The sequence below is a fragment of the Xenorhabdus sp. TS4 genome (assembly GCF_014467265.1).
Classification (GTDB): domain Bacteria; phylum Pseudomonadota; class Gammaproteobacteria; order Enterobacterales; family Enterobacteriaceae; genus Xenorhabdus; species Xenorhabdus ehlersii.
This window is the reverse complement of the sequence record NZ_NKHQ01000055.1, coordinates 1-9683: the sequence shown is the minus strand read 5'-3', so window position 1 is coordinate 9683 and position 9683 is coordinate 1. Positions and strand designations below refer to the sequence as shown.

7 protein-coding genes are annotated in these 9683 nt (G+C 33.1%); 1 reads left to right on the top strand and 6 read right to left on the bottom strand.

Going from position 1 to position 9683, the window contains the following annotated elements; genetic code table 11:
• Positions 1-143: 143 nt before the first annotated feature.
• Positions 144-1370, top strand: a complete 1227-nt coding sequence (locus Xets_RS13480; RefSeq protein ID WP_222941603.1) for an MFS transporter — start codon at positions 144-146, stop codon at positions 1368-1370.
• Positions 1371-1723: 353 nt separating this feature from the next.
• Here the strand turns inward: Xets_RS13480 and Xets_RS13475 are convergent, their stop codons facing one another.
• The 6 genes from Xets_RS13475 to dynA form a co-directional block, all read right to left on the bottom strand.
• Complete coding sequence (locus Xets_RS13475) at positions 1724-2641, bottom strand: integrase domain-containing protein (protein ID WP_187651870.1); 918 nt, start codon at positions 2639-2641, stop codon at positions 1724-1726.
• Between the two features lie 1016 nt (positions 2642-3657).
• Entirely contained in the window at positions 3658-5775 is a 2118-nt protein-coding gene (locus tag Xets_RS13470; protein WP_187651869.1) for a peptidase domain-containing ABC transporter, read from the bottom strand.
• 2 nt (positions 5776-5777) lie between these two features.
• The gene (locus Xets_RS13465; RefSeq protein ID WP_187651868.1) at positions 5778-7043 is read right to left on the bottom strand and encodes an HlyD family secretion protein; all 1266 of its coding nucleotides are present in this window, start codon (positions 7041-7043) and stop codon (positions 5778-5780) included.
• The gene (locus Xets_RS13460) at positions 7036-7500 is read right to left on the bottom strand and encodes a hypothetical protein (protein ID WP_187651867.1); all 465 of its coding nucleotides are present in this window, start codon (positions 7498-7500) and stop codon (positions 7036-7038) included. The genes Xets_RS13465 and Xets_RS13460 overlap by 8 nt, the downstream gene beginning before the upstream one ends.
• Before the next feature lie 310 nt (positions 7501-7810).
• Positions 7811-7978, bottom strand: coding sequence for a dynobactin A family peptide antibiotic (gene dynB / locus Xets_RS13455; RefSeq protein ID WP_187651866.1), 168 nt, complete (start codon positions 7976-7978; stop codon positions 7811-7813).
• Between the two features lie 19 nt (positions 7979-7997).
• Positions 7998-9194: a dynobactin maturation radical SAM/SPASM protein DynA gene (gene dynA / locus Xets_RS13450; RefSeq protein ID WP_187651865.1), complete on the bottom strand. Its 1197-nt coding sequence runs from the start codon at positions 9192-9194 to the stop codon at positions 7998-8000.
• Positions 9195-9683 lie beyond the last annotated feature (489 nt).

The following is a 9683-nucleotide window of genomic DNA, read 5'->3' as shown; positions in this document are numbered from 1 at the left end:
GAATTAAAATCATATGAGATTTAGCATGATACATTTAACATGTATGTTATCATTACCTTTTCGCATAAAATTCTTAATATTGAGTCCTTCCTTTTCCAATAAAACAATTTTTTAAACAAAATAATAGGAAAATGTAAATACCCATGAAGCTTTTTACGCCATTATTGATGTACCGAGGATTACCTAAAGATATATATTTTATTGCATTAGCAAAATTTGTTCTTGGCCTTGGAAATTTTATTATACCATTCATTATTCTTTTGCTAACACAAAAACTTGGGTACTCAACAACAATAGCCGGCGGGTTAGCTATGGGAATAACTGCGCTTTTTCTTATAGGTAGTCTTATTGGCGGTAAAATAGCTGATTCCTTCGGGCATAAAAGGGTACTGGTATATGGAGAAATTGCCGGTTCATTGGTTCTAATCGTTAGCGGTTTTTTTTCAGACTGGCCTGTGATGCTTCCTGTTTTACTTTTTCTAAGCTATTCCTTCTATGGCCTGTCTATTCCTGCCAGTAATGCACTTGTTGCAGATATATCGTCTCCAAATAATCGCAGTGCTGTCATGTCATTAAGTTACCTTGCATACAACTTAGGCTCCGGCATTGGACCTATATTGGCTGGCTACCTTTTTTGGAACTTTACGGCCTGGGTTTTTTGGGGAAATGGGATTGCAAGCTTAATCGCTGTTCTCATCGTTTTATTCGGTGTAAGCAATCATATTCGCGATCATAAAACCAGTGAAATAGAGCTGTCAGAACTTGAAAAAGCAACTGATGGTTCAGTATGGAAGGTATTTAAGGAGCGACCCAGATTACTTATTTTCGGTGTCTTGTGTACCTTTCTTTGGTTTGCCTTAAATCAAATGACAATAACCACTCCTCTCTACTTAAGCCATGTATTTGACAAGCAAGGTCCAATTTTATACGGACAATTAATGACATTTGTAAGCATTTTAGTAGTTATTATTACACCTGCAATAATCAGATTGACGTCAAATTTATGCGACATTAAAAGTCTTTCCATCTCCGGTTATATTTTTGCACTAGGCTATAGTTTGATACTATTTTATAGTTCAGCCAGTATGCAGTTTATAGCGTGGTTTTTCCTTGCTATTGGAGAAATTCTACTTTTAACCAAAGAAGGTGTATATTTGGCTAATCACTCTCCAAGCAGCCATCGCGGGCGTATAAGCGGGATATTGACAACAATCAGACACGTGCTTCTTATGCCTACCTATATTTTAATCGGTGCTTATATTCAATCAGATGGATATGTGAGCACCTGGAGTTTGATCATCATTGTTTCTTTAGTGGCTGGAATAACATGCTGGCTTTTTTCAATTCAACAAAATAGTATCATGAAATGACTTATCAATAAGTTATTAAAAATAGTGTTATGATTTAATAAATTAGGACACTTTAGTAAAGGAATGGAATGACTTTAATTAAGGTATCTTTATGAAAAGAAAATCATCCCTCAAAATTTACCGATAACTTTAAAGAGAAACAGGCAATCTAGTTGTTTAACAGGATTACATCCGTCCCGCAGGCGGTTGAAACTTTAGGTATCCCAACAAAACTGCTGTATTATAAAAGGTATATAGCTTGGTTTTGTCCAAAAGTGAGTTAGCGTAACATAGGGATAATCGCCTAAGATTCAAGATTGCTTTGCTCATATTCCAATGACCAGAGCAACAGAGCGTGTGTGCTCCAATACAACTTATTCGCCCTCAATATTCTGGTAGTACACCTGCTTAATATAACGCCCTCGCCCATCGCCATGCCCTAAATCCATTGAGACCAGTGCCAGCGCTTCCCGCTCGTTAAATCCTTGCGCTATATAATGCTCCCCGGATTGCTGAGCAAAATGGTAACGCATACTGTGCGGGGCGTTCTTACCCGTCAATCCTGAGCTTCTGACAATATAGCGGTAACGGTCGATGGCCTGCGTGATCGTCGGCTTATCAATCAGTTTACCACTGCGCCTGGCCTGCTCGCGTTCAGCATAAGCAATCGCGTGTTGCAGGGCTTCCCGATCCAGTATGACCGTCTGTCTGGGGCGTCCACCTTTAGTACCGAACACCACCCGCACAGACGTATGCCCGTTTTCCAGTGCTTTCTTCCAGGTCGCTAACGATTTGTAGGCTTCCACCGCTTCTTTGGTACGCAGTCCCAGCACATACGCCAGTTGCATAACAGCCGCGACACGCCGGTCTTTTTGCTCCACCTGCTGAAAAATATCCCGGAATGCAGCCGGTGCCAGCGCCATTTTCGTTCCCTTGCGGCTGGTATCCGCGATACCCAATGTCCGGTTACTCAGGCGGGCATTATTGGGATCAGCCAGCTTATGCTTTCCCGCCTGCGCTAAAATGGCTCGCAGCACCGACATTTCATTTTGCAGTGTCCGATAACTGAGATTGTTGGCTTTGCGTTCAGCGATGTAGCGCTCAATATATTTCACCTTCAGGCTATCCATTTGCCGGAGTTTGATGCCATTGTCTTTCAGATAATCAAGGAACTGCCGGGCAATCCGTTCACGATCCGCCACCGTAACAAAACTTCCGCCCGCCTGTCGGGCATGCGTGATAAAGGCTTTTCTGAACTGCTCAACCTTTGAACGTGTCGATCCCTGCGCCATTCTCGCCTCTTCTGCTACTTTGCGTTTGTTTTATTCATTTTTAGTCGTTTTTAAAACAATTCCCTGCGTGTCGGTTCAGGTTCACCGTTCCGTGGTGCGTCAGATAATGTGTAGCAGGGCGGGATTGTGTTGAGTTATTGCAGGAGCTCGCGACGTGCTCAGCACAGCGATGACATGCTCCCCGTTCAGTGCCTGATCTCATCAGGATGAACGCCTCATTATCTTGACGTGATTCATTTCTCCTTAATTTTTACTGCATCAGCCTACAATCAGGCAGTGGGTTGAAAATCCGATAGGACAATCGTTTAACAGGGTGGTTAATAGTCTGTTTTGCGTGGTTTCACTGAGTAATGCGGGGTTCTAATCGGTCGTAAAACCAGACCGGATGGGCTATGGACGTTTGCCGCTTTGCGGCGTCACTTGGTAAACGCTGCGCTTTAACACAAGTGACGCCGCGCAATATTCGGGACGTTTATCGTGATAAATGCAAAATGTGGGTGAATGTTGTACCGGTTAAAATGGTAACGTTCAGCCTGAGACAGAGAATGTTCTGCCCTGTTGTGTGGGTAGCCGGTGGCGAATAACACCGGTAAACTTTCATCACCAACCGTGGGTTATTGGTCTGATGATATCTGCTTCCAAAAGTGCGCAGATGTACCGCATTGCATGCACTCCCTTTCAGAAGACCATAGATTTGTTTCGCCACCCGATAGGTGATCCTTGCAGGCGATAGGATCGTTAGTGATTACAGTTAAACACTGTATCTATTGAATGAGTCAGGGTCAAATTTTTATAATGGGACTCGGTGAGCAATCATAATTTATGTGTGGGTGTGGATAAAATCCTACAAAAATTAGATTTGACGCAATAAACTGGCCTCCTGCGTTTTACCACTCACTGCGATAAAGGTTTTAAAGAACAGTACATGTATTCAGAGTGAAAAATCTGAACACATGTAAAAACAAGGCACGTTAGTTTTTATAAAATCCGAGCCATTATTGAAAAAAATACGCATTTTATTGCTCTAGTTCAGCATTTAAATGAATAATTCTATCTGCACTTTTAATGGTGGATTCTCTGTGCGCCACTATTATTCTAGTCATATTCAAATTTGCAATTGATTTATTAATAAATGACTCATTATTTGTGTCTAAATGACTTGTTGCTTCATCCATAAAAATAATTTTTGGTTTTTTATAGAGTGCTCTAGCTATCATTATTCTTTGTTTTTGACCACCTGAGATACTTCCTCCTAGTTCACTTAATTGTGTATAATATCCCATTGGGAAATTAGCTATTTCACTATTTATATTGGCCTTAATTGCACATTCAATAACATAATCCATATCTATATTATCATCGAACCCTGAAATGTTTTCTGCAATTGACCCAGAAAAAAGCTTATCTTCCTGTAAAATACAAGAGATGTTTTTTCTGTAGTTATTAATTCCCAGAAAATACACATCATTATTATTGAATAGTATTTCTCCTGATTGCGGTTGAATAAGCCCACACATTATTTTAATAAGAGTGGATTTTCCTGTGCCGGATGGACCTATTATTGCTACAGATTCTCCTTCGTTAATTTTTATTGAAAAATCTGATATTACTGGATAAGATGCACCATCATACGTATAAGAAATATTTGATAGCTCTAAAGATGCCATATTATTATCAATATTAATATCAATATCATTTTTGAAAACTTCTTTATCTTGTAAAACAATATCAGATAGCCTCTCATTATGTAATGAGAGCAATTTCAATTCTACGGATTTATTAATTACATTAGTAACACGATCTGAAAATTGGCCTCTATAAGTATTGAAAGCTATAAACATACCTATAGTTATAGAATTATTTATTACTAAATATGAACCAACCCAAAGAATAATGATTTGATCTAGAGAAACAATTATAGAACTTAGCGCACTAGTAATAATTTCTATTTTTTTCTTTTTTATTTCGGATTTATTTAAATTCTTAACTTTATCACCATAATTTCTTAATCTATTATTAAGTAATCCAAGTACTTTAATTGTTGGCATACTGTAAAGACTTTCCATAAAGAAAGAATTTATAGCAGCCTCATTTCTGATTTTTTTATCTGATGATTTTTTATATATTCTATATACAATTAATTTAACCATAAAATATAAAGTTGAGAATAATATTACTACAGCAGTTAGACCTCCACCATAAATAATCATCATACTCAACAAGCCTAGTATCATCAAAAAATCAATAATTAAATTCACTATATTATTACAAAACGTTTCTCTAATATCTTCTATTGAATTAAATCTAGATTGAATATCTCCTAATTTTTTGTTTGAAAAATAATCAAGAGGGATTTTCAACAAATGTCCAAAAAGACTATTTTTCCATTGCATATCCAAAAGGACGTTTATAGAAAGAGACATATAAGATCTTATTACATCAGAAAAAGTTTTAACTAGAGTGAAAAATATCAAGAATATGCAGATTGATGACAACAATAGCGTATCTTTTGTTACTATAACATGATCCATTATTAACTGGATTCCAATTGGAATAGTAAGCGCGATACTCTCTATAAGAATAGAAATTGCAAATATCTTAAAAAGAGAACTTGCCAAGCCTTTGGAGCTCTTGAAAAGATCTATTAATTTAATTGTATTTTTATAATTGGTTGATTTCTTTTTAAATTCTGGGGCGGGTGTTAATTCTATTGCTACTCCCGTGAAATGCTTTGAAATGTCATGGATAGATAATACTTCCTCTCCTTTTTCAGGATTAAATATAAAGAATTTATTTTTAGTTATTTTTTCTAAAACCACAAAATGGTTCATATCCCAATGCAGTATGCATGGTTTTTTTAAAAGGTTTATTTCATCAACATCTAAAGAATATACATTAGTATTTAATTTATTGTTTTCTGATATACTTAGCATATCTTTTAAGCGTAACCCTCTTGAGTAAAAGTTATTATTTTCTTTTAGCTCTTTTAGAGTCGTATCATGTCCATAATAACATAATATCATGGCAATACATGCAACTCCACAATCTGCAATATTCTCTTGATAGATAATGTTAATTTTTCTTTTAAAAAAGACACTGGGGACAAAGTAAAACAATGCATCTTTATTTATCATAATTACTCCATGTATTTTTTAAAATTATATTTAGTTTTGTCTACCATAAAATTATAAATAGTTTTATTTTCAATGATTAAAGATGTTTCTGCTTTCATTCCTGCAACTAGCTTTAATTTATCTATATTTTTATCAGTTATTTTAACTTGTATAGAATAAAGGTTATCACCATTATTTATAGTATCACTTTTTAATTTCTGTGAAATAATATTTTCATTATTTGTAATAGATTGAGAAATTTTATCTATTACACCATCAAAAGAGCCATACTTTTGAAACGGGTATGACTTAAATCTTACATTGATTTTTTCACCGATCTTCACATAAGGATAATGTTCACTCTTTATACTAAAAACAATAAAGTATGATTCTATTTTTTTGGGCGATATTTTGAGTAGAGGATCATTTTTGACTACTTCCTGTCCTAATGTCTTATATTGATAATCCAAAACTCCATCAATAGGCGATGTTATAATTCTGTTAGTATCAGAGTTTATATCAATTTTTTTTAGTTCAATTTGATTTATTTGCTCTTGCAATGATGAAATTTTATTATCTATGTCATTTATTTTGCTATCTCTATCTATAAAAAATTGAGACTTTTTCTCCAATAAAGAATTTAATTGCTGATGTATGTTTATATAACTAATTTTATTCTGAGCATAATTGTTACTTATTGAATTTAGTTGCTCTATAGTTACATATCCTTTCTTCAAGAAAAGCTCATATTTTTTTCTAGTATCATTATGTTTTTGAATGATTTTATTTGATTCATTTAATTCGTTTTTTAGGACTTTTATTTCTTGATCAGTAAAGGTGATGTTTTTTTCATAAAATTCATCTATTTTTATTTTTAATTCTTTTTTATCATTTATATTTTTATTTAACTTATCCATTATTGAATGTAATTTTTTGATTTTTTGATTTTTTAAATCTCCGTTGATATCTTCATCAATATTTTTTACTTTTAAAATAACATCCCCTTTAAGTAATTTAGAAGATTCTAATATACTAACATTAGATAATTCAATATATCCCGTTATCGGCGATCTTACTATTACTGTTGAAGGAAATGAGTTAACTTCACCTTCTATTTCAATTTTATTACTTATCTTTAATACAAAAATTAAAATAAGAAGAAAGCTCATCAAAAAAAATGTTATTATATACAAAATAACTGAGGGTGGGTAAATCCTAATTATTGTATTAGGAACCCACTTTCTCTCATTGTTTTTTTTATTTGTGTTCCTGAATATTCCTTCATCCATTATTATTTTCACACCATGATTTAATTAAATAATCATATAAAAATGTAGTTATAAGACAAATTAAAAACCAATTAATCCACGATATTGAGTTTTGTAATATAGATATTAAGAAAGGATTTCCTATAGCAAAATCCATTAATGGTTGCCGAACTAGTCTACCCATGATCGCCAATTCAAGTAACCACATAATAATTCCTCTCGTGAAAGAATTATATGTAGGCATTCCCTTTTTTATGAGTATATATAAGATTGTTATACCAAAACCTGTTTCTATACTTGTGAATGCAGCCAAGTACCTAACATCCCAAGAGGGTAAAACAGATACGTTATTTACTTCACTTCTAATGTATGGTATTAACCATTCAACGTTAATAACATGAACTATAAATCCAATAAACGCAGTAAATATAGATACAATTAAAATAATAAAAAAAACTACTTTTTTTTCGTTACTCATCACATAAGCCTCTAAAATTTACGATTCATAATAATTATATAGTTTAATCATTTTTTTAAAAATTTCAAAAGTTAATTTTTTGATTTCTATCAAAGTTTTCAAGGAAAATCATTCTGCTTTATAAAAAAAACTTTCACGCTATTTTTGAAATATTTAAAGATCTTAGAACCATCTGAAAAAACTCCATCTGTGGTGAAAGCCACAGAACTACGAAACTTTAACGGATTAATAGGACGTTTTTTTATTATGAATGTTTAGATGTGCAATAAAAATATGAGTGGGAGAGGGGACTCCCTCTCCCTATAACTAATTAAAAACCATATTTATATATATTACCATCCCAACCAGGACTAGCTGCTCGTTTTACAAGTTTGTTTACTTGCTTAGGTTCTACAGACTGACCAACATCTTTTCCTGTCCCACCTACGCAATCTAATAGTGCTTTATTCCATAAATTACTTTTTTTTAAGTCTTTCATAGTAAGTTCCTTATCATGTTTATTTAATATTTATTACTTCTATTAACTTGGATTTATGCTTTTCTATCTCTAAAAAAGCACTAGTTCCAAGCAGACCATCACTCATATGTTTACTATATGGCTTACTTGCAGTTAGCCCTTTTTCATTTAATCTTTTTTCTATATGTTCATACATTTTATACAAACTTGGGCAGTAATAGTCTTTATGAGATATATCATTATCGTGATATTTATATGCCCTTGCAGGACAACCGCCATGACAAACGTGTTGCCACTTGCATTTTTTACATGAATCAGTGCTTTCTCTTGTTCTATATATTGTTGCCCTTGTGCCACTCATTAATTCTAAAATAGAATTATTCTGTAAATTACCATATTTCATATCAGGTTGAGCTGAGAGACTTGCACATGGATATAAATCTCCAACAGGATCAACAGAAAAGGAGGTATTTCCACATTGAGCCATTCCTATACAATCAGCCGCTCTTCCTGCTAGAATTGCCTGAGTTTTCCTTACAAAATCAGAAACAAAAATGTAATTTTCAGGTTCTGCATAAAACCATTTATCATATAGTTTACTCCATGGTAGATAATATTCATCAGGCCCTAATCCGAGATCTTGATAATTATCTACGGCATTTCCTGATTTATTTAATGGAATCACGTTAAATGGTAGTTTGTTTTCAAACATGAAATTATATATTTCATCCGTATGATTCATGTTTGTCTTGCTCATTACTAAAGCACAACCAACATCAATATCATTTTTCCTTAGTTTATTGATTCCTTCAATAATCTTATTGAAACTCCCAGTATCCTTGTGTGTAACTCGATTTTTATCATTTAGATCTTTAGGTCCATCAATAGATATAGACATGAAAAATTTATTTTTTTTAATAAAATCACACCATCTTTGAGTTATTAATGTTCCATTTGTTTGAAGGGCATTTAAGTACCTTATACCATTGCTGTATTTTTCCTGAAAAGAAACAACATTTTCATAGAAACTAATGCCGGGTAGCATTGGTTCACCACCATGCCATATAAAATGAACATAAGTAAATACTTTCTTATCACTGGCATAGTCAAACGTATCTTTAATTGTTTTTTCAAGAAGTTCCAGTGTCATAACAGGATGTCTTATATCTTCGTTATAACAATATTTGCACGCTAAATTACATCTATGGGTTGGTTTTATTATATTTACAAGTTGCATATTAATTTCCTTGCATATCCCATTGCTGACGTAAGAAAAATATATAATTTAATTTAGGGATCTCATAATTCGTTGAGTTGAAATATAGCATATTAACAACAAATTAATAAAGATGTGATTATTGATTTAAATCAAACAAACTTAATGTTTATTTTTTTAAATTAAATTTCAGTTTGATTTTATTGATGAAACTATAAGTTGTAATAATATATATTTCCAATATTAAATAATAACAATAAATCATGGATAAATAATATTTTTTATTTATATAAATTTAAATTAATTGTTATTGTTTTTTAACTCTATTCTGTTTTTTATAGTGATAGAGGAAGTCAATATACGAGCAAACAATATCAGGACTTGCTCAATGGCTATAACATGAAAACTAGACTGCGTCCCTTAATTAGATAACCGCCTGTAAAAGAGTCGAATACAGCCTAATTTCACCATGGACAAATAGTTTCGTGCGGTTTTTTCGTAACGGGTTGC